Consider the following 18,731-nt stretch of genomic DNA (forward strand, 5'->3'; position numbering starts at 1 on the left):
CCCCGCCTGCTGGTTGAAAGTTGCAACAAACCAACCGGTTCGACAGTTAGGCACCGCACCTGCCATACTGTCCGCGAGCTGGCGGCCTTCGAGAACAGTGGATCTCGCCCGGTCCGCTCCTTGACCGCCGCTCGAGCTGGAGGCCTCGGCGCCGTGCGAGCTTTCCGCACGCCGCCCGCGCACGACGAGGGCCAGCCCCGAGGGGTGGCCGGCCAATCGTGCCCGGCGGCGCTCGGAGGGGAAGTGCCGCCGGCGGAGGCTCTCCCATGAGCCCGGCGGCGAGAATCCCTCAGTAGCAGGTCAACGGCGTCAACGGGTCCGCTGCGCGAGGCGTCAGCGCCGCGTAAGCGGAGGCAATCGCCTTGACCGCCAATCGCAATTCCGGTTCCCGATGGGTGAACGGCAGCCGCAAGAACCGTTCGAACGCGCCTTGGACGCCGAATCGAGGCCCGGCCGCGAGCAATACGCCGTGATTGGGGGCCGTGGCGGCCAGCGCCGTGGAGACCGAGGTCGGCAGCTGCGCCCACACCGACATACCGCCCGCGCCGACGGTGACGCGCCAGTCCGGCAATTCCTCGGCGAGCGTGTCGAGCAGAGCGGCACGCTGCGAACGCAACTGGTCGCGCCTGCGGTCGAGAATGACCTCCGCGTGCTCGAGCAGGTGCACGGTGGCCAGCTGGTCCATCACGGGGGTACCGAGGTCGACCGTCGAGCGGATGCCGAGCAGCTTGGTGATCAGCGCCTGGTTGGTCCGGATCCAGCCGACGCGCAAACCGCCCCAGAACGATTTCGAAGCCGAGCCGATGGTGACTATCTCGGAGCCCTTGGCGAAGGCCGCGACCGGCGGCGGTGCGATGTCCCCGCTCAACCCCAGATCCGCCATGGACTCGTCGATCACGATGGTCATCCTGGTGTCCCTGGCGATCGCGGCCAGTTCGGCGCGGCCGTCGGCGTCGAGCAGCAGGCCGGTCGGGTTGTTGTAGTCCGGCACCAGGTAGGCCAGGCTGGCCGCGGTCTGGCGGGCGGCGCTGCGGATTCCGTCGAGGTCCCAGCCGCCCGCCGGGTCCTCCGGGCGCAGCGGCACCGGCACCGGCCGGGCGCCGACGTCGCGAATCGCCTCGATGGCGTTCGGATAGGTCGGATGGTCGATGAGCACGCGGGCGGCGGGCGCGGTGAGCACGTTCAGCAGCAGACGCAGGCCGTGCTGGGCGCCGAGGGTGACCAGGATCTGGTCGGGCTCGGTCGGCAGGCCGCGCGCGGTGTAGCGGCGGGCGATCGCCTCCCGTAGCGCGAGCACGCCCACCGGGTCCATGCCGTGGGTGCCGAGGTATGCCGGAATCCCTTCCAGAGCAGCGGAATACGCGTCCTGCATCTCCAGCGGAGCGGCCATCGCGGCATAGGTCATGTCGATGGTGGGCAATTCGGGCGAGGCCATCATCGCCAGGATGCTCCTGGCCGGCTTGACGCCGTCGTGCTGCACGTCCCGGGGCAGGGCCACCGTGCTGCGCGAGCCCTGGCGGCTGATCAGGTAGCCGTGCTCGCGCAGCAGCGCGTAGGTGGAGGTGATGGTGGTGCGGCTGACGCCGAGGGTGGCGGCGAGATCGCGTTCGCTGGGCAACGCGACGCCCAGCGGTGCGCGACCGTCGTGGATCAGCAGCCGGATGCCCTCGGCGAGCGCCAGGTACGCCGGGCGGGCGGACCGCCGCCCGGCCGCGTCCGGCTCACCGTCGTCCGCGTGCCGCCAGCGGCCCAGATCGCGAGCCAAACTGCCCGCGCCGATCACTCTCGTCGCCATGCGGTCCAGTATTGGCCGATTGGATATTCCTTGGCAAGGCCAGTGGGGCGCACGCTGACGGACATGACCGCCCTCGCCACCCTGCTCCTCGTCGCCCTGTTCGGCTTCCTGATCTGGCACTACACGCCGAGACGCGATGAGCGCGCCTTCCGACTCGAGCGCTTCCACCCGGGCACGCCGATGTCCGACCAAACCCTCTCGTACTACGACCACCAGCGGCGATACCCCGATCTCGCCGCGATCCACGGCCGTGGCGACATACCGGACCGGGACGGCAACAAAAAGGCCAGTTAGGAATAACTGGACTGATTGTTTCGAACTTGTCGGTCCCCCGGTGCAGACTTGGCTCATGCCCGACGCCACTCGTCTCGCCGCCGCGGCCGAATTTCCGGCGGCCACGGCCGCCGGTCCCGTCCCGGAGACCGTGACCTCGGGCCGCGGCGCGGCGGCGCTGTTCGACACCGCGATCGGCTGCTGCGCCATCGCATGGCGTGCGGCGGGGGTGATCCGTTTCCAACTCCCGGAAGCGAGCCCGGCGGCCGCCCGCGCCCGCATCACCCGCCCGCGCGCCGGGGAGGAAATCCACGAGGAAGCACCCACCGCCGTCATCGCCGAGGCCATCGCTGGCATCCGCGCCCACCTCGCGGGCGAGCTCGACGACCTGCGTTGGATCCCCGTCGACCTCAGCGGAATCCCCGAGTTCCACCGCGCCGTCTACGCGGTCACCCGAGCCATCGATCCCGGCCGCACTCTCAGCTACGGGCAAGTCGCCGACCGCGTCGGCGCACCAGGTGCCGCCCAGGCGGTCGGCCAAGCCCTTGGCCGCAACCCGATCCCGCTGATCATCCCCTGCCACCGTGTCCTCGCCGCCGACCACGCACTGCACGGCTTCTCCGCTCCCGGCGGCATCGACACCAAGCAACGACTGCTGACCATCGAGCGCACATCCGGATTCGGCGAGCCCACGCTGTTCTGAGCACTTCCGGCGGCGATCGCACCGCTCGATCCGGCTTCGAGTGCGGCGAGCCCGATCGTGTGCCGTTCGGTCCGGCTCGCGTGCCAGTGGCCGCCGCGCAGGCGACGACGGAGTGAGTTCGTCCGAGCCACCGAGCACATGAACCGCGGGGAGTTACAACACCGGGTGCGCGCGGAAGAACTCGCAGGCGTCTCCGGTGATGTACCCGTCGGCGCAGCCGAAGTACGTTTGGATGCAGGCGTTGGTCGTGCAGCCGAGTTCGATCAGCTTCTGTCTGATCCGCTCGTTGCGCTCCTGCGGCGTCTCGGTTCGCGGCGCCACCGTGGCCGAGCTGGTGACCGGTTGCGGCTGCCCGTCCGAGCATCCGGCGGCCAGGACCAATCCGGCTGCCAGCGCACCCGCCACCGCGATCGCTCGCGAGGTCATCCTCCGCTCCCGGTCTCCCCGCGCATCAGTGCTCCGAGCGACTCCCGATCGGTGACGTCCATCTTGATGCAGGCCCGGTAGAGATGGCCCTCGACGGTGCGCACGGAGACGGTGAGCCGGTCGGCGATCTGCCGGTTGGACAGGCCGGCGGCGACGAGGTTCGCGATCTCGCGTTCCCGGGCGGTCAAGGGCAAGGGCTGCGCGGCCTGCCGCAGCGCCGGGGTGCTCGCTCCGCCGCACGCGGCGGCGAGCCGGTTGGCCGCCGCCGCGGACTCCAGCAGCCTGCGCCGATCGCCGGCTCGCTCGTGTGCCGATGCGGCCTGCGCCGCGGCGTCGGCGGCCGACAGCAGCACGCCGATGCGCTCGAATTCGGCTGCGGCCGCGTCGAGCCCGGGTCCGTCATGGGCCGCGAGCGCCACCGCGTGCCGTGCCTGCGCCTGCACCAGTTGCCCATCCACCCGGGTGGCCAGCTCGGCCAGCCGTCCGGACACGGAATGATCGCCGAAGCGGGCCGCGGTGTGCAGCGCGAAGGCCTCGATCGCGTGCTGATGCGAACGCGCCGCCGCGTCGGCCGCGTTCACCGCGATCCGGATGGCCGGGGTCACGGTGCCCTCGGCGGCGGCCAGCCAGGCGCGGGCGACCTCCAGCTGCGGCTCGTACACGGCGCTGTGCCTGCCGCCCCGCGCGGTGGCGTGCGCGATCGACTCGGCCGCCTCGCCGGGGCGCCCGAGCGCCGAATACGCCTCCGCCAGGCGGATTCTCGCGGGGAACATCCAGGCCGCCGCGCCCTCGGCGGCCAATGCGGCCAGCGCCTGTTCCAGATTCTCGATGCCGTCGACGAACCGGCCCTGTGCCACGTCGACGGTGCCCTGCAAGATCTTGGACATGCCCCAGGCCAGGTACTGCCCCGGCGAGGAGTAGCCGACGAACGCCCCCGCGCGCCGCCGTGCGGCCTCCAGATCGCCGGTGAAGGTCAGGGCGAGCACCTCGGCATGCGTGGACATGAAGCGGTTGAGCCCATCGATGTGCTCCTCCACCTCGTGCCCGCGGGCCGCGTACCGCCGGGCCGCCTCGCCCTTGCCCATCAGCGCCAGCGCCAGCCCACCGCCGAACGACGCCCACCACACCGCCCACGGCGGTGCGCCGTCGGCGGAGATCACCGTTTCCGCCTCGGCGATCGCCTCTTCGACCCGGTTCTCGTTCACCAGGCTCGCGGAGGCCAGACCGGTGAAGATGGCCGCGATCTTCGGATGCCGCACCTTCGCGCGCACCAACTGCAGTACCTCGTCGGCGCGGTCGGCATCGCCCATCGCCCACAGCAGGTTCGCCACCCGGGTACTGCCCCAGCGCGCCAACTGGACCTCGTCGAGCTGGTCGGGGTCGAAGCTGGCCAGGGTGCGCTCGGCCTCGATCCGGTGCCCCTGCCAGAGCAGGGCACGCGCCAGCAGGTCCGCGGATTCCACGCCGCCGCGCCGCTCCACCGCGGCCCGCGCGAAGCGCTCGCCCAACGGCAGATTGGCCAATCCGATCGCGTCGGCCGCGGCCGCCTCGAACAATTCCAGATCCGCGGATTTGTCACTGTCCAAGGCCAATTCGGCCAGCCGGATGCGGTCGGCCGCGGAATTGATCCGGCGTTCCTTCAGCGACGAATACAGCCTGCCGCGCAGCCGCCGGGCCGAGGCGATGCCGAGTCGACGGCGGATCACCTCGCCGAACAGCGGGTGGTTGTAGCGCACCGTCAGCTCTTGCGAATTCTCCACGACCCGGATCACACCGCGCGTCTCGGCGGCCTCCACCGCGTCCTCGCCCGCCAATTCGGCCAGGACGTCGAGATCGATCGGCTCACAGAAGGTCAGCAGTTCCAGCACCCGCAGCACCGGCTCGGGCAGCTGCTCGACCCGGTCCTCCAACAGCGCGGCCAGCTCCGAGGTCACCGCGGCGCGCCCGCGCAGCTGCCACACGCCGTTGACCTGACGCAGCGTGCCCGCTTCCAGCGCTCCTTCGACCAAATGCCGGAGAAACAGCGCGTTTCCAGCCGAGGACTCCCACATCAGATTGGCGGTGAACCCTTCCAGCTGCCCGCCGAGCATCGACTCCACCAGCTCCACGCTCTGACGCTGGGTGAACGGGCGCAGGTCGATGCGCATCAGATGGCCGTCTTTCCACAGTGAGGTGACGGCGTCCGGCACCGGGACTCCACTGCGGACGGTCACCACGATGTGCGCGGCCTTGTCGATGGCCAGCTGTAGCAACAACGTGGCGGAGAGCTGATCGAGCAGATGCGCGTCGTCCACGCCGATCACCGTGTCGCCGTCGGCGAGCAACGCCTCCCGCGCCGCCGACATGAACGTGACCGGATCGTGCGCCGTGTAGACGCCGACCATGTGCGCGAAGACCCCCAGCGGGATGCTGCGCGCCGACTCGGTGCCCGCGACCCACCGCACATTGCCACCGATCGCGGAGGTGGCGTGCCTGGCCAACGTGGTTTTTCCCACCCCGGCGTCGCCGGTCAGCACCACACCGACGTGCTCCGGACCGGTCAGTGCCGCGCGGATCGCCTCGAATTCGCTTTCGCGCTCGATCATCGGCCAGTTCCGAGCCATGCTCTAACTGTAGTTCTTCAGCGATCATGATCGAAGCCGAGCGAGCACGATCGATGTGGCTAATTTGTGGTCAACGTGCCGAATTTCCGCTGGACCGCGCGGAATTCGAACAGGTTCTAGCCGAGCACGTCGTGCCGGACGATGGTCTGATCCCGGCCAGGACCCACGCCGATGCACGAAATGCGGGCTCCGGACAGTTCCTCCAAACGCAACACGTACGCCTGGGCGTTGGCGGGCAGTTCCTCGAAGGTGCGCGCGCCGGAGATGTCCTCCCACCAACCGGGCATCTGCTCGAAAATCGGCTTCGCGTGATGAAATTCGGTCTGTGTGGTCGGCATCTGCTCGACCCGCTCGCCATCGACCTCGTAGGCCACGCAGATCGGCACCGTATCCAGACTGGATAGAACGTCCAGTTTGGTGAGGAAGTAGTCGGTGATGCCGTTGACCCGGGTGGCGTAGCGCGCGATCACCGCGTCGAACCAGCCGCAGCGGCGGGCGCGGCCGGTGGTGACGCCGACCTCGCCGCCGGTCTTGGCCAGGTACGCGCCGAACTCGTCGAACAACTCGGTCGGGAAGGGGCCGGAACCGACCCGGGTGGTGTAGCACTTCAGGATGCCGAGCACCGTGTTGATCCGGTTCGGCCCGATGCCCGCGCCCACCGCCGCGCCGCCCGACGTGGGGTTCGATGACGTGACGTACGGATAGGTGCCGTGGTCGACGTCCAGCAGCGTGCCTTGGGAGCCCTCCAGCAGCACCGTCTCGCCGCGCTCGAGCGCCAGATTCAGCTTCAGCCGGGTGTCGGCGATCCGGTGTTTGAAGCTGTCGGCTTGGTTGAGTACCTCGTCGACCACCTGCTGCGGATCCAGGGCGCGCCGGTTGTAGATCTTGACCAGCACCTGGTTCTTGAACTCCAGCGCCGCCTCGACCTTCTGGGTGAGGATCTTCTCGTCCAGCACGTCCGCGACGCGCACGCCGACGCGGGCGACCTTGTCCTGGTAGCACGGCCCGATGCCGCGGCCGGTGGTGCCGATCTTCTTGTTGCCGAGGAAGCGTTCGGTGACCTTATCGATGGCCACGTGGTACGGCATGATCAGGTGCGCGTCGGCCGAGAGCAGCAGGCCGGAGGTGTCGACGCCGCGCTCTTCCAGACCCGCGAGTTCGTCGAGCAGCACGCCGGGATCCACAACGACGCCGTTGCCGATGACATTCGTCACGCCGGGTGTGAGGATGCCGGAGGGAATCAGGTGCAACGCGAAGTTGTCACCGTTCGGCAACACCACGGTGTGACCGGCGTTGTTGCCGCCTTGGTAACGGACCACCCATTGCACCCGGCCGCCGAGCAGGTCGGTTGCTTTGCCCTTTCCCTCGTCACCCCACTGGGCGCCGATGAGGACGATTGCCGGCATGGTCGTGTCTCCTACGGTTCGACAGGCAACACTGATGTGTTGCAGCTACCTGCCGTACTGAGGCGGTGGCCGGAAGCACAGTCTAGCCGACCCGTCCGCGGCGGCATCGCGGCGGATCTCGTCGTAGGCTCGACAACCGTGTGGTCACGGCCGGGCAGGGCTATGGTTGCACGGCACGCCCAGCGGCAGCGCGGCGTGCACGGGTGGGCCGCAGCGGGTCCGCCCGCGATGGCGAGGGGCCCGACGGTGTCGGCTCGAACCGAGGAGGGTGTACGGCAGCTTGAGTACCCATGTTCTCCGCTGCGACGGCGCCCCCGTACCCATCGCGCTCGCGGCACTGCCGACCACCCAGACGGCCGCCGTCCCCGATCCCGCCGTGATCGATGAACTACTTCCCGTGCTGGCCGCCGACAGCCTGCCGCGATTGATCGTGCTGGGCGAGGACGCCGCGCTGGCCGCGGTGCTCACCCACCTGATGCGCACCGAGCGCCTGCACGTGGAGATCGGCTACGTGCCGGTCGAGCGGACCTATGGTTCGCGTGCCTACCAGACCGGCACCGGCAATGCCGCCGCCAAGCGCGCCATCGAAGGCCGCGCTGTCGAGACGCCACTGGTTCGCGACGACACCGGCAAGGTGCTCGCGGGCCGAGCGGTGATCACGGGCCTCGGCGGCGAGAAACTGGAGGGCGAAGCCTACGTCGACGACACGCTGCTGTTCTCCGGGCTCGTGCCGGCCATGCACATCTCGCCGTGCCTCGAACCGCCCGGTGTGCGGGCGACCGTGCGAAAGGGCTTCCGCAAACGGCGCTGGGTGGAGGGACGAGCGGCGCAACTCGGGACGCCCGGCGCGATCGTCACCAGGGACGGCGTCCGCGCCGATCGCCCGGTGCCGCGCTCGACTTTCTACCGCCACCACGAACCATGGCTGCTGGTGCGATGAGCTCTCCCTTCCCGATCCACCGCGGAGCGCGCGCGGTCCGGCCGAGCCCGGTTTTCCTGCTCGTGATCGCCCTGACCGTGGTCGGCGGCGCGCTGGCCTGGGACGCCCCGCTGGACTCGACCAGAGCCAAGGCCGGGGTGTTCGTCTTCGTGGTGTTCGGCTGGGTCGTTTCGCTGTGCCTGCACGAGTTCGCGCACGCGTACATGGCGTGGCGCGCGGGCGATCGCGAGGTCGAGTTGCGCGGCTACCTGACACTGAACCCGTTGAAGTACAGCCATCCCCTGCTGTCGATCGTGTTGCCGATGGTGTTCATCGCGCTCGGCGGCATCGGTTTGCCGGGCGGCGCGGTCTACGTGCACACCCACAATGTCGCGCCGCGCACGCAGCGGATCATCAGCGGCGCCGGGCCCGCGGTCAACGCCCTGTGCGCGGTGCTGCTGTTGGTGGTCGTCCGGATCTGGGGCAGCGCCGAGCACCACCCCGCATTCTGGTTCGGCGTGAGTTTCCTCGCCTTCCTGCAGATCACGGCGACGCTGCTGAACCTGATCCCGCTGCCGGGACTGGATGGTTACGGCATCGTGGAGCCCTCGCTGAGCTATCAGACCAGGCGCTCGCTCGACCAGTTCAAGCCGTTCGGCATGTTGATCCTGTTCGCGTTGCTGTTCACGCCCGCGATCAACGAGGTGTTCTTCGACGCGGTGTACGCGCTGTTCGAACTGTCCGGCGTGCCGTCGAATTGGTCGCGCTACGGCGGCTATCTGACGCGATTCTGGACCTGATCACCGGTCTCCGGCCGCGGCGAGGCGCGAAGCCGCCCGGTCGGGTCGACCGGGCGGCTCCGCTTCTTCGCCCGCTTCCGATCCGCCCCACCCTCCGGCCGCCACACCCCTTGGCCGGAGAGCCCTTTCGTCCACGTGCGAAGCGATCGACCGCGATACCCCTCGGACTCGCGGTCACATCGCAAAACTACGGCGGGCCGACGCGCGCGACACGAGTAGCGCACTACTTGAAGATCAACTTTCCCGCGTGGCGTGCCCGGCGCGGAACACGGTGCCGGACAGGAATGTCCGATTACCGCTGAGTAGTCCGGGGTCAGGCCTCCGGCCGCACGTACGGATTCTTGACCGTCGGCGGCAGCAGGGCAATCGCCGAGATACGCTGCACGCCACACACCTGCATCAGGTCTACCAGCGTCGAACGCACCTGCGCGAAGACGACGTGCGCCGAAAGCCCCGCGCCCGCTACCAGTTCGGGGCGCGCGCCCTTCGCGACCGAGCGCAGTACGCGGGCGGCCTCGGCCCGGTCGGGCTGCTCGCCCGGGTCGGTCAGCATCATCCGGCGCACCACGTCGACGGCCTGGCCGAGGCGCTCCACCTCATCGATCAGGCCGGGGTCGAGGATTTCGTCGTCGCGCACCAGAGTCAGCGAGCGGCGCAACAGGACCCGGGTGTTGCGAATGGCGTTGTCCAGCGGGTCCGCCGTTGCCCTGATGCGGTCGAGGCGGGAACGGGAGTTCCAGTACAGCGGCGAGATCCGGCTGATCTCGCGGCCGCCCTCGAGGGTGGCGCGCAACGAGTCGATCTGCGGCTGCGTGGCGCGCATCGCGGTGAGCGCCCTGTGCAACTTCTCCGGATCCTGTTCGAGCAGCCCATCGGCGCATTCGCTGATCGACTTGCCCATCACGCCGAGGATGTCCGCGGCCAGCGTGCGCGCCCTGCGCACGGGATGCAGGGGTATCGCGGCGACCACCACCACGCCGACCAGGCCGCCGACCAGGGCGTCGATCATGCGGGACAGGCCGCCGCCCACCGAGGGTGGCAGCAAGGTCGCGACCAGCACGGCCGAACCCGCCGCCTGCATGGTGATGATCGAACCGCCGTCCAGGAACACCGCCGCGGCCATGGCGACCGCGACCACCAGCGCGATCTGCCACACGCCGGTGCCCGCCCTTGAGATGAACAGGTCGCCGATGCCGATGCCGACCGCGACGCCGACCACCAGTTCCACCGAACGCCGCAGCCGAGCGCCGAAGGAGATGCCGATGGACACCACGGCGGCCGTCGGGGCGAAGAACGGCAGCGCGTGGCCGAGCACGTGGTGGGCCAGGAACCAGGCCAGCGCGGCGCCGACCGAGCACTGGATGATCGGCAGGACCGACCGGCGCAGCCGCGCCCACGAGGCGCGCAACCTCGCCATACTGCTCGCGCGGGCGGTACCGACGCGGGAATCCGGGCCGAGCGCACCCGCCGACCGGCCGCCACCGGAATCGCTACGCGGTGCTCCGATCACTACGACTCAGTCGAGGCCGAGCTCCGCGGCCGCCCGCGGGTCGCAGTCTTCCAGCAGGTCCAGGCAGCGTGCGTACTCGTCGGTCTCGCCGATCAGCTTCGCCGCGCGAGCCAGCGCGCCGACGCTGCGCAGGAAGCCCCGATTCGGCTCGTGACTCCACGGCACCGGCCCGAAGCCCTTCCAGCCGTTGCGGCGCAGGAGGTCGAGGCCGCGGTGATAGCCGGTGCGGGCGAACGCGTACGCCGCGACGATGTCGTGGTTGACCGCCTCGTCCTCGGCCTCGCCCCGGGCCAGCGCCGCCTCGGCGAGGTGCGCCCAGGCGATGGAGGCGGCGGGGTGATCGGCAGCGACCCGCACCGGATCGGCGTTGTCGAGCAGCGCGTCCTCGGCGTCGGAGATTTCGGGTAGCAGTACCGGTTGCGGTCCGAGCAGGTCACCGAACGAGGTCATGCGGTTCATTGTGCACCGCAGGCCGATGCTCCCCGCAGGCGGCTGCCCGGCCTTCGCTCGGGTCCGATGACCCCGTCCGGCCGTCGACTTGTTAGGCGGTGCCCGCGTTCGACCCCAGCCGGGGGAAGGGTTCGGTGGAGAACACGACCTCGACCGCGACCTCGAAGTAGGCGGCGATGCGCAGCGCCAGGTGCAGGCTGGGACTGTATTCGCCGCGTTCGAGGTAACCCACCGTCTGGTAGTGCACCCCGAGCGCCTGAGCCAGATCGCGCCGCGAGATGCCGCGCTCGGCGCGCAGCATCGCGATGCGGTTGTAGATGACCTCAGAAGGCACGCTGCATCGCCTTGTCCCGCCGCGCTTGCATACTCGACCCGGATTCGTGTCGTGCCATGCGCCGCAACACCACCGGCGCGACCAGCAGCCCGGCCGAGGCCCATATGCCCAGCACCGCGGCGGTCTCGAGGTGCCGCCAGGACTGGTCGATCTCGATGGCGACCGCTTCCTCGGGCAGCAACGCCGAGCGCATGCCGAGCCCGGCCCAGTACATCGGGAACACTTGGGCCAGGCCTTGCAGCCAGCCGGGCAGAGCGGTGACGGGATAGAAGACGCCGGATATCGCGACCAGGCCCATCATCGGCATGGTCAGCAAGAAGGTGGCGCGGGGGCCCTCCAGAACGCTGCCCAGGATCGCCCCGATGGGCAGCGTGGCCAGCAGACCCAGCAGCACGACCCAGGCGAAGCGCGCCCATGCGCCCGCTCCGTCGAACGAGGAGCCGCCGATGATCACCATGCCTGCCGCGAGCACCACGGCCACTTGCACGCACACCGATCCAGCGCTGGCCACGATCTTGCCGACGAAGTAGCTGATCATGCCGTTGGGCGCGGTTTTGGCGCGCAGCAGAGTGCCGTCCTCGCGGTCGAGCACCAGCACGTTGGTGATTCCGAACAGCCCGTTGAACGCGATGATGCTACCGATCAGGCCGGGCAGCGCGAGTTCGGCGATCGAGGAATCGCTGCCCGCGTAGTCACGGTTGCGCAGCAGATACAGCACCCCCAGCGCGATGGCCGGGGTGAGGAACTGGCCGATCAGGTCGGGGCCGGTGGTGAACAGCTGCCTGAGCTCGATTCGCCCGCGAGCCAAGCCGACGCGGAACGGGATGGCGATGGGATTCATCGGGTGACCTCCGCGAGAGTGTGGACCGCGGTCGCCAACTCGCCGGATTCGTGGCGACGGACCAGGGTCATGTAGACCTCTTCCAGTGAGGCGCGGCGCACCTCCAACTCGCCGACGCCGTCGCCGTGCTGGGTGAACAGCTCGTGGACGAACTTCGTCGACTCGGTGGTGGTGTGCACGAAGCGCTGATCGTCCACGGTCCAGCGCACCTCGGCCTCGCCCGCGACCGTGCGGGACAACTCCGCCGCCGACCCGTCGGCGATGACGCGCCCGCCCGCCAGGATCAGGATCCGGTCGGCCAGTTTCTCCGCCTCGTCGAGGTCGTGGGTCGTCATCAGCACCGTCGTGTCCTCCAGATCGGCCAGGCGGTGCACGAGATCGTGGAAGTCGCGCCGCGCCGCGGGATCGAAACCCGCGGTGGGTTCGTCCATGAACAGCAGTTCCGGCCGCCCGAGGATGCCGATCGCCACGTCCAGCCTGCGGCGCTGCCCACCGGACAACGTCGCGATCCTGGCGCCGGCCTGCTCGGTCAATCCGACCAGTTCGATGAGTTCGTCGCTGCCCCAGGGACGCCGTTCCGCATCGGCGCGGTACGGGCGATACAACGCGCCGAGATGCCCGAGCAGCTCACGCACTCGCCACTTGGCGTGGTCACGCCAAGACTGCAACACCACCCCGATTCGCGCGCGCCATTGTTCGTCCCCGTGCTCGGGGTCGACTCCCAAGACCGTGACCCGGCCCCCCGAACGCTTACGGAACCCCTCCAGGATCTCGAGCGTGGTGGTCTTGCCCGCCCCGTTGGGGCCGAGCATTACCAACACCTCCCCCTGCCGCGCCTGGAATCGCACATCCCGCAGCACATCCGCGGGGTCGTACCGCATCCGCAAGCCCTCGACATCGAGAACCACCCTGTCACTCGAAGTCATGAACCCTCCCATCATCAACCTTCGATTGTCGATAGTATATGTACTACATTTTGCGGTGACAATGCTTTACTGGAGTCGCTTACCGATCCCCGGCGCGAGCACTCCTCTTCCGTTCGGTTCCGGCCCGCCGTGTGGCTGCCCCGCTGGACGTGGATGCAGACGCGAATCCCCCGCCTCGAACCCCGCTTATGGCGGATTGCTTTTCGTTCTGGGCGGTGCAGGTGAGCACCGAGTTCGGTACGGATATGGACCGTCGAGGGGCCGGCTCGACGTTCGTTCGACTCGGCGTGGCCTGATGGCGGACTTCGCCGGGCCGCGCCCATTAGGCTGGCCGTCGAGTTCAACAGTTCCGCCTTAGCGAGGGGTGTGCGTGTCCGACCCGAACGACGAGAAGAACCCGGCGCGGGAGAGCGCCGGACCGGCCGGCACCGCCGGGGCCGACGCACGCCCTGACGCCGCCACCCAACGCATTCCGACCGCGGGCAAGGGCTCCCCGGTTTCCTCGGCCGCACCCACCGAGCGCATCGCGAAAGCACAGCCGGGCGCGACGCCGGCCGGAGACGACGGCAAATCCGCCTCGGGCGCAAGCCCTTCGGCGGCGAACCCGAACCCGGGCACTCGCGCGCCGCGAGGCGACGAGCCCGAGCAGGCGCCCGGCAGCCCGGCCGCTGGTGCGGCGCGCGCCGGAGAGCCGAAACAAGCACCCGGCCCGGCCTCGTCGAAGGGCCCGAACCAGGCGACGTCGAACACGGCGGGCGCGAACCCGGCCAACAGTCCCGCGGGCAGGACGGACGCACCAACAGCCGCCGGGACGAATTCCGGCGCTTCGCCGGTGCGGGGCGCGGGCTCGGCCCAGCAACCCTCGCCGCCCGGTGCGCCCAGCGGCGCGAAGCCCGCAACCCCGGACAACCGGACGAACTCCACGAACCAGCCCGCCCCAACGAATTCCCCGGCGGCCCGGACCTCAGGCGCACCCGGTGGCGCGAGCGCCAAGGGCACATCTGCCCCGAGCCCGGCCGGAGGCGGAACGTCTCAGTCCTCGAACACGCCCGCGGGCAGCGCACCCGGCTCGGCGCCGGGCGGCACCGGTGAACCGACACCCCCGGCGCCCGGCTCTGCCCCGGCGACCCGACCGGCCGGGAAATCCCCTGTCGCCCCGCCCGCCAGCAGTCCGAACGCGCCGACGCCTTCCGGCCCAGCCGCTCCGAACGCACCCACCGGCAAGGGCACCACACCCTCCGCCCCGGCCCGGCACGGCACCACGAACCCCACGCCAGGCAACGCCGGCGGCGAACCGGCACGCTCCAGCGCAGCCGCTCCGAACGCGCCCGGCAGCAGAGGCCCCGCATCTTCCGGCCCGGCCGGTCCTGGCACGGCGAACCCCGCGCCGAGGAACGTCGGCGGCGAACCGGCACGCCCCGGCCCAGCCGCTCCGAACGCGCCTACCAGCAAGGACGCCACACCCTCCGCCCCGGCCCGGCACGGCACCGCGAACCCTGCGCCGGGCAACGCCGGCGGCGAACCGGCGCGTTCTGGCGCGGGCACTTCCGAAGCGGGCCGGCCGCAGGCCGCCGATGCGAAGACGGCCGCCGATCAGCAGAAGCAGCCGAAAACCGGCGAGACCACACCGCCGGACGGGTCGGCCGCAGCGCGCACCGTGGTGATCAAGCGGGATCAGATGCCCGGCACCAGTCAGAATTCCGCGCCGAGCGCACCCTCCGGCGGCGGTCCCCAGGCAAAAGACGCGGCAGCGCAACCGAACCAGCCCTCCGAAGGCCAGGCAGCGCCCGAGTCCGGACCGGGAGCAGGACAGGCGGCCGCAGCCGGTGCCGCAGCGGTCTCGAAGACCGATTCGAAGCCCGCGGAAGGGACACCCGGCGCCACGCCCGAGACCGCCGCGAGCGGCAAGAACGCGCCCGGCACCGCCGATGCCGAGACCGCGGCGATCCCGCCGGGCGGCCCGGCCCAGGCAGGCGGAGAATCCGCGACCGTCGTGATGCGCAGGCCGCAGCCACCGGCGGGCCCGGGCACGCCGACGGCCGACAAGTCCGAACCGGGCGACGAACAGAACCCGCCCGGTTCGGATGACGTGACGATGGCGATGCGGGTGGTCGACCCGGACGACGCGAAGACCGTGGCGCTGCCCATCCAGCGCCCCGCCGACGGCGGCAGGCCGGGAACCGATCGCGTGGTCGCGTCACCGGCGGGACCGGTGCCGGTGACGAAGCCGCCGAGCACGCCGCGCCCCGCCTCCGGGCCGAAGCAGCCCGGACCGCACGGTCCCTCGGCGCCGCCGCACGGTCCGGGAGTCGAGGAGACCCGCCCCTCGCCACCGCGCGGGCCGGGCCGACCGCGTCCGGTGGCTACCGCGCCGTCCCCCGCGGACGTCCAGCAGACCGTGCCCGCGCAATCGATGGCCGGTCCGCGCGCGCCGCAGACCCGGCCCGTCGCACCGCCACAGCGGATCGCCCCGGCGCCGCAACCTGGCGCCGGGGCCTCGGCCACCGGCCCCGGCGGGTCCAACCGCAAGCTGATCGTGGCCGGAGCCGCGGGCGCGCTGGTGATCGCGCTCGTCGCGGTGATCGTGGCGCTCGTCACGATGTCGGGGGAGGACTCCCCCGAGACGCAGGTGCGCACCGCGATCACCAGCTACACCGACGCACTCCGGACCGGCGATCTGGACGCGCTGCGCTCCTCCACCTGTGGCCCGCTGCACGACTTCTATCAGGGCATCCCGAGCGATCAGTTCGCCGGCGTGCACAAGCTGTCGGTCGAGCGCAAGAACATCCCGGTGGTGGACAGCATCGACGCGATCCGGATCACCGACGACACGGCCATCGCGCAGGCCACGGTCTACACCGAGGCCGACCCGGCGAAGCGGTCCGCACGCACCTTCGACCTGCAGCGCACCGACGACGGATGGAAGGTCTGCGACCCGCCCTCCAGCACCCAGTAAACGCCCCGCGGCGTGATAGCCGAAAAGCATCGATGCCGGTCGCGCGCGTCACATAGATATGGTCAATGGTCCGACTCGGCAGTAGCATGGCCCGGATCATGAGCAGGGAGCAGACGATGGCGCGGCCGGATGTCGATCTCGTTCCGGTGACGCGAACCGGACAGCGATTCCGGGTGCGCGACCACTACGAAGTCGGCCGGGAAAAAGTCCGGGAGTTCGCCCGCGCGGTGCAGAACCACCACGCGGCGCACCAGCGCGAGGGCGACGCACGCGCGCTCGGTCATCCCGGGATCATCGCGCCGCCGACCTTCGCCTCGGTGATCGGGATGACCGCGACCAGGGCGCTGCTCGACTCGGTGCTCACCGAGTACGACCTGTCCCAGTTCCTGCAGACCGACCAGGTCTTCGAGATCTACCGGCCGATCCTGGCCGGTGACCGGGTGCGCAGCGAGATCGTCATCGAGTCGATCCGCCGGTTCGGCGACAACGACTTCATCGTGGTGCGCTTCGCGCTGAGCAATCAGCACGGCGAGGTCGCCATCGTCGGGTCGACCACGATCGTCGCGCGCCGCGGCGTCGAGGTCGACGCGGGCCTGAACGACGTGGTCGAAAACATCATGATGCACGGGCGTCCGGTGGACTCGACCGCGGCGAGCGCCGATCTCGCCAGGAGCGACGCGCTGGTGGCGCTCGGCGTCAGCCCGCTGATCGAGCCGGACGGGCACGAGATCACGCCGGTGCGCACGGTGCCCGCGTTCGACGAGCTCGCCCCGGGCGACCAACTGCCCGTCGGCGCCTTCCGGCTGACGCGCGGCGACCTCGCGAACTACGCGGGCGTGTCGGGCGACGCCAACCCGATCCACTTCAGCGACCACGCCGCCCAGCTGGCCGGACTGCCGACGGTGGTCGCGCACGGCATGCTGACCATGGGTCTGGGCGGCGGCTACCTCACCGACTGGCTGGGCGATCCGACCGCCATCCGGAAGTTCAGCGTGCGGTTCTCCGGTTTCGTCCCGGTCGCCGCCGACGCGGCGAGCACGGTGGAATTCACCGGCAAGATCAAGTCGCTGGACTCGGCGACGCGTACCGCGACCATCCTGCTCGGCGGCTCCGCCGAGGGGCGCAAGCTGTTCGGTCGTGCCGTGGCCGAGGTCCGGCTCCGCTAGCGCGACCGGATCACTCGGTGAAGACCGAGTGCATCAGGTAGACGTTGTAGTCACTCCAGGTCGACATGGTGAAGTAGAAGTCCGATCCCGATGACCATGGGTGGATGAACCCGCCGTAGAGCTCCGGATAGCTCAGCACGGACACCGTCGGCGTGCTCTGCGACCACACGCCCTGCGGTGTGTCCGACTCACGGACGACGATGGCGGCCTTCGTCGTGTCCAGGTAGCTCATCTGCCAGACGTTCCGGGCGGCGTCGTAGCGTACGGACAGTTCACCGGCGGGACCGTCCACGATCGGCGTGGCCGAGGAGAATCCACCGACCGGGGTCCACGCGCCGTCGCGCCAGTACTGGTAGGCGGTGGTGTTGAGCAGCTGGTCCTGGGCCACCCTGGCCAGGCCGACCGCGCCGAGCCGGGTATTGGGCGTGCCGAACATGTACACGTAGCCGCCGTGCGGGACCATCGCGCTCACCTGGAAATTCGCCAGGCCGAAGATGTTGTCCCAGCGGGCGTGCGGGTCCTTCGTCCAGGTCTCGCCGTGGTCGTCGGAATAGGCGATGCCGCCGTAATTCGTGAAGAACGTGCCGGGGAGGCTGTTCCAGGTCCGGATCGACATGTAGCTCAGATACTGTCGCTCGCCGATCGCGAAACCCGAGGTGGGGATGGTGGTGACCTCGACGTTGTCGAGTTTGCGACTGGAGAGCACCTCGGCGGCGTGGCAGCGGTCGTCGGTGACCATGCGGTCGAAGGTCACTCCGTCGGCGAGGTCGCGGTCGGTACTGAAGGCGAGCACGTTGCTGCGCCAATCCAGGCCCATGCCGCCCGGTGGATGGAAGCCGCGCCCGACGGTGTCACCGAACGCGGTCGCGATCTCGCCCGGCGCGCTCTCCCACATGATGCCGAGGTCGGTGCCGTCCACCTGCCACCGCTTGTCGGTGCGGTTCACCGAGTTCGCGCCGGTCAGCTTCGCCACCTCGCGGGCGGGGCCCAACCGCGGCGCGGGCCGGGCGGGCGACTGCGCCGCGGGTTCGACCGGCGGCTGCACCGGCGCGGGAGGCGGTGGAACCGGGCCAGGGTCCGGACCGGGTCCGGGAATCGCGAAGTGGAAAGGCTTGGGATTTAGAAGGATCTCCGGAATGCCCAGCTGTGCGGCGAGGCCGGGTGGCGCGCCGGGCAGATCGGTGAGATCCGGGCAGGGATTGGCACACGGGTCCGGCGGAAGCTCCATTCGAGTGCGCTTCGGCGCTGGGTCCGGCAGCTGCGGCGGGAGCACGGTGACCACCGGATAGGGAATCGGCACCTCCAGCGTCTTGGGCACCAGCGGCTCGTGGGTCGCCACCGGATCGGTCGCGCAAGGGCCCACTCCCGCAGGGCTGTCGGCGGCTTCGGGCGCGGCGGCGGCAGGCCCATCGGCGTAGACCAGCATTCCCGCGCCGACGACGACCGCACCGACGGCGGCCAGCATTCGCAGCGCCATAGCAAACCCCTCGAAATCCGTTGCGGACACGAACCTTGCGGACACGAACCAGCGGAACGACCCTACCCCGTTCGCCTTTGCGGCACGGGCCGTCCGACACGCTGGACGAAGAGGAATTTCGCAGCGGCGCACCTGTCGATCCGGGA

At 70.0% G+C, this 18,731-nt stretch carries 18 protein-coding genes; 6 read left to right on the top strand and 12 right to left on the bottom strand.

Annotated features, from left to right (window positions below; all coding sequences use genetic code 11):
* Positions 1 to 289: 289 nt before the first annotated feature.
* On the bottom strand, positions 290 to 1,795 hold the full coding sequence (yczR, locus tag HOV91_RS20775; protein ID WP_174187069.1) for a MocR-like transcription factor YczR: 1,506 nt from the start codon (positions 1,793 to 1,795) through the stop codon (positions 290 to 292).
* 63 nt (positions 1,796 to 1,858) lie between these two features.
* Here yczR and HOV91_RS20780 point away from each other — a divergent pair, with 63 nt between their 5' ends.
* Both HOV91_RS20780 and HOV91_RS20785 read left to right on the top strand, forming a co-directional pair.
* Positions 1,859 to 2,089 (top strand): hypothetical protein, encoded by a 231-nt coding sequence (locus HOV91_RS20780; RefSeq protein ID WP_174187070.1) that lies wholly within the window; start codon positions 1,859 to 1,861, stop codon positions 2,087 to 2,089.
* A 130-nt stretch (positions 2,090 to 2,219) separates the two neighbouring features.
* Positions 2,220 to 2,771, top strand: coding sequence for a methylated-DNA--[protein]-cysteine S-methyltransferase (locus HOV91_RS20785; RefSeq protein ID WP_312884720.1), 552 nt, complete (start codon positions 2,220 to 2,222; stop codon positions 2,769 to 2,771).
* A gap of 153 nt (positions 2,772 to 2,924) precedes the next feature.
* Here the strand turns inward: HOV91_RS20785 and HOV91_RS20790 are convergent, their stop codons facing one another.
* From HOV91_RS20790 to HOV91_RS20800, 3 genes are all read right to left on the bottom strand, one after another.
* Complete coding sequence (locus HOV91_RS20790; RefSeq protein ID WP_174187072.1) at positions 2,925 to 3,197, bottom strand: hypothetical protein; 273 nt, start codon at positions 3,195 to 3,197, stop codon at positions 2,925 to 2,927.
* Complete coding sequence (locus HOV91_RS20795) at positions 3,194 to 5,800, bottom strand: helix-turn-helix transcriptional regulator (RefSeq protein WP_174187073.1); 2,607 nt, start codon at positions 5,798 to 5,800, stop codon at positions 3,194 to 3,196. The genes HOV91_RS20790 and HOV91_RS20795 overlap by 4 nt, the downstream gene beginning before the upstream one ends.
* A gap of 116 nt (positions 5,801 to 5,916) precedes the next feature.
* Positions 5,917 to 7,206, bottom strand: coding sequence for an adenylosuccinate synthase (locus HOV91_RS20800; protein WP_174187074.1), 1,290 nt, complete (start codon positions 7,204 to 7,206; stop codon positions 5,917 to 5,919).
* A gap of 280 nt (positions 7,207 to 7,486) precedes the next feature.
* Here HOV91_RS20800 and HOV91_RS20805 point away from each other — a divergent pair, with 280 nt between their 5' ends.
* Positions 7,487 to 8,146 (top strand): hypothetical protein, encoded by a 660-nt coding sequence (locus HOV91_RS20805; protein ID WP_217440920.1) that lies wholly within the window; start codon positions 7,487 to 7,489, stop codon positions 8,144 to 8,146.
* Entirely contained in the window at positions 8,143 to 8,925 is a 783-nt protein-coding gene (locus tag HOV91_RS20810; protein ID WP_174187076.1) for a site-2 protease family protein, read from the top strand. The genes HOV91_RS20805 and HOV91_RS20810 overlap by 4 nt, the downstream gene beginning before the upstream one ends.
* Positions 8,926 to 9,238: 313 nt before the next feature.
* On the opposite strand, the gene HOV91_RS20815 is transcribed toward HOV91_RS20810, so the two are convergent.
* The 7 genes from HOV91_RS20815 to HOV91_RS20845 all read right to left on the bottom strand — a co-directional run bounded on the left by HOV91_RS20815 (position 9,239) and on the right by HOV91_RS20845 (position 14,531).
* A complete protein-coding gene (locus HOV91_RS20815) occupies positions 9,239 to 10,342 on the bottom strand; it encodes an FUSC family protein (protein WP_174187116.1) in 1,104 nt (367 codons plus the stop codon).
* Between the two features lie 99 nt (positions 10,343 to 10,441).
* Positions 10,442 to 10,885, bottom strand: a complete 444-nt coding sequence (locus HOV91_RS20820; RefSeq protein WP_174187077.1) for a DUF3151 domain-containing protein — start codon at positions 10,883 to 10,885, stop codon at positions 10,442 to 10,444.
* 91 nt (positions 10,886 to 10,976) lie between these two features.
* Positions 10,977 to 11,219, bottom strand: coding sequence for a helix-turn-helix transcriptional regulator (locus HOV91_RS20825; protein WP_174187078.1), 243 nt, complete (start codon positions 11,217 to 11,219; stop codon positions 10,977 to 10,979).
* Complete coding sequence (locus HOV91_RS20830; RefSeq protein ID WP_174187079.1) at positions 11,209 to 12,060, bottom strand: ABC transporter permease; 852 nt, start codon at positions 12,058 to 12,060, stop codon at positions 11,209 to 11,211. Before HOV91_RS20830 ends, HOV91_RS20825 begins: the two co-directional genes overlap by 11 nt.
* A complete protein-coding gene (locus tag HOV91_RS20835; protein WP_174187080.1) occupies positions 12,057 to 12,986 on the bottom strand; it encodes an ABC transporter ATP-binding protein in 930 nt (309 codons plus the stop codon). Before HOV91_RS20835 ends, HOV91_RS20830 begins: the two co-directional genes overlap by 4 nt.
* 354 nt (positions 12,987 to 13,340) lie before the next feature.
* Complete coding sequence (locus tag HOV91_RS20840) at positions 13,341 to 13,985, bottom strand: hypothetical protein (RefSeq protein WP_174187081.1); 645 nt, start codon at positions 13,983 to 13,985, stop codon at positions 13,341 to 13,343.
* Positions 13,986 to 14,018: 33 nt separating this feature from the next.
* Entirely contained in the window at positions 14,019 to 14,531 is a 513-nt protein-coding gene (locus HOV91_RS20845) for a hypothetical protein (RefSeq protein ID WP_174187082.1), read from the bottom strand.
* Positions 14,532 to 14,664: 133 nt separating this feature from the next.
* Here HOV91_RS20845 and HOV91_RS20850 point away from each other — a divergent pair, with 133 nt between their 5' ends.
* On the top strand, positions 14,665 to 15,942 hold the full coding sequence (locus HOV91_RS20850; RefSeq protein ID WP_246350492.1) for a nuclear transport factor 2 family protein: 1,278 nt from the start codon (positions 14,665 to 14,667) through the stop codon (positions 15,940 to 15,942).
* Between the two features lie 98 nt (positions 15,943 to 16,040).
* Positions 16,041 to 17,108: a fused (3R)-hydroxyacyl-ACP dehydratase subunits HadA/HadB gene (locus tag HOV91_RS20855; protein WP_174187083.1), complete on the top strand. Its 1,068-nt coding sequence runs from the start codon at positions 16,041 to 16,043 to the stop codon at positions 17,106 to 17,108.
* Positions 17,109 to 17,118: 10 nt separating this feature from the next.
* Here HOV91_RS20855 and HOV91_RS20860 read toward each other — a convergent pair whose 3' ends face one another.
* Positions 17,119 to 18,585: a glycoside hydrolase family 183 protein gene (locus HOV91_RS20860; RefSeq protein ID WP_174187084.1), complete on the bottom strand. Its 1,467-nt coding sequence runs from the start codon at positions 18,583 to 18,585 to the stop codon at positions 17,119 to 17,121.
* Positions 18,586 to 18,731: the final 146 nt, after the last annotated feature.

Origin of the sequence: Nocardia barduliensis (assembly GCF_013315795.1) — a bacterium.
GTDB classification, from domain to species: Bacteria; Actinomycetota; Actinomycetes; order Mycobacteriales; family Mycobacteriaceae; genus Nocardia; species Nocardia barduliensis.

Excerpts from the sequence above, each read along its gene's own strand:
- HOV91_RS20820 (WP_174187077.1), bottom strand. The coding sequence starts at position 10,885 with ATGACCTCGTTCGGTGACCTGCTCGGACCGCAACCGGTACTGCTACCC.
- HOV91_RS20850 (WP_246350492.1), top strand. The coding sequence starts at position 14,665 with ATGCCCGGCACCAGTCAGAATTCCGCGCCGAGCGCACCCTCCGGCGGC.
- HOV91_RS20780 (WP_174187070.1), top strand. The coding sequence starts at position 1,859 with ATGACCGCCCTCGCCACCCTGCTCCTCGTCGCCCTGTTCGGCTTCCTG.
- HOV91_RS20810 (WP_174187076.1), top strand. The coding sequence starts at position 8,143 with ATGAGCTCTCCCTTCCCGATCCACCGCGGAGCGCGCGCGGTCCGGCCG.
- HOV91_RS20830 (WP_174187079.1), bottom strand. The coding sequence starts at position 12,060 with ATGAATCCCATCGCCATCCCGTTCCGCGTCGGCTTGGCTCGCGGGCGA.
- HOV91_RS20800 (WP_174187074.1), bottom strand. The coding sequence starts at position 7,206 with ATGCCGGCAATCGTCCTCATCGGCGCCCAGTGGGGTGACGAGGGAAAG.
- HOV91_RS20795 (WP_174187073.1), bottom strand. The coding sequence starts at position 5,800 with ATGGCTCGGAACTGGCCGATGATCGAGCGCGAAAGCGAATTCGAGGCG.
- HOV91_RS20835 (WP_174187080.1), bottom strand. The coding sequence starts at position 12,986 with ATGACTTCGAGTGACAGGGTGGTTCTCGATGTCGAGGGCTTGCGGATG.
- HOV91_RS20855 (WP_174187083.1), top strand. The coding sequence starts at position 16,041 with ATGAGCAGGGAGCAGACGATGGCGCGGCCGGATGTCGATCTCGTTCCG.
- HOV91_RS20860 (WP_174187084.1), bottom strand. The coding sequence starts at position 18,585 with ATGGCGCTGCGAATGCTGGCCGCCGTCGGTGCGGTCGTCGTCGGCGCG.
- HOV91_RS20790 (WP_174187072.1), bottom strand. The coding sequence starts at position 3,197 with ATGACCTCGCGAGCGATCGCGGTGGCGGGTGCGCTGGCAGCCGGATTG.
- yczR (WP_174187069.1), bottom strand. The coding sequence starts at position 1,795 with ATGGCGACGAGAGTGATCGGCGCGGGCAGTTTGGCTCGCGATCTGGGC.
- HOV91_RS20815 (WP_174187116.1), bottom strand. The coding sequence starts at position 10,342 with ATGGCGAGGTTGCGCGCCTCGTGGGCGCGGCTGCGCCGGTCGGTCCTG.